Raw genomic sequence first — 799 nt, 5'->3', positions numbered from 1 at the left:
AAAAAAAAAAAAAAAAAATACTATGAATTTGAAACTACTTTTTTTATCCTTTTTGAGTGTGATTTTGTTAAATTGTAAAGAAGAAAAAAAACCAGAAAGGAAACAGCCAAAGCTCGAGATTTTTCTAACTAATTTTCTTAAAGAAAATCCAAACTGGAATCAAAATGATATTGTTAATGAGCAAGTCAATAAAAAATTTGAAGAGCAAATTGAAATTCAAATTAAAAATGGAATTTTAAACGATTTTCCACTTGAATTAGGTGAAATAAATGAATATTCAGATGGAAAATACGCTGCTGTATTTAGCAGTCATTATATAAAAAGCGACGCAATTGATTATCAAAATATTTTATATAATACCAATTTTGATGTTATTGGATTAATTCCTAAAGATAAAATTTCAATATTGCAAAAGGACAAAACTTATACAATAAAAGGAACATTTAAAAAATTTTTAAAAGGGGATTTTCGAGACTATATAAATGGAATGGTATATACTCCATCTGTAGAAATTTCTAAAGATATGTCTAATACAGACGTTAGCATTGGAATAATATTAATGGAAATATCCGAAATAAAAGAAGTTCCTAAATTATAATATTGCCTGCAGATAACATTGTATTGGCAAAATGCGGGGAGAAGTACAAAGTTGAAAGACTTGTAAAATTTATCCGCCGCTGCTTTTTCGCATTGATTTTTTTCTTAATTTAACAATCCGAAAAAAGCATCGGCTTCACGCAGTCTGAATTGAACTTTCAGTTAAATCCAGCCCGCACTTCGCCAATACTTTTTCCGTTAT

Annotated in this window: 1 protein-coding gene; it reads left to right on the top strand. The window is 27.8% G+C overall.

Annotated elements, in window-relative coordinates:
* A partial coding sequence (locus tag AC5XHR_RS13785; RefSeq protein ID WP_495951357.1) for a hypothetical protein occupies positions 1 to 598 on the top strand: 598 nt, incomplete at its 5' end.
* Positions 599 to 799: the final 201 nt, after the last annotated feature.

It is taken from the genome of Kaistella sp. CFF1-2, assembly GCF_059509915.1.
Note: the sequence above shows the minus strand (reverse complement) of the source record. Positions and strands in the feature narration are given on the sequence as shown.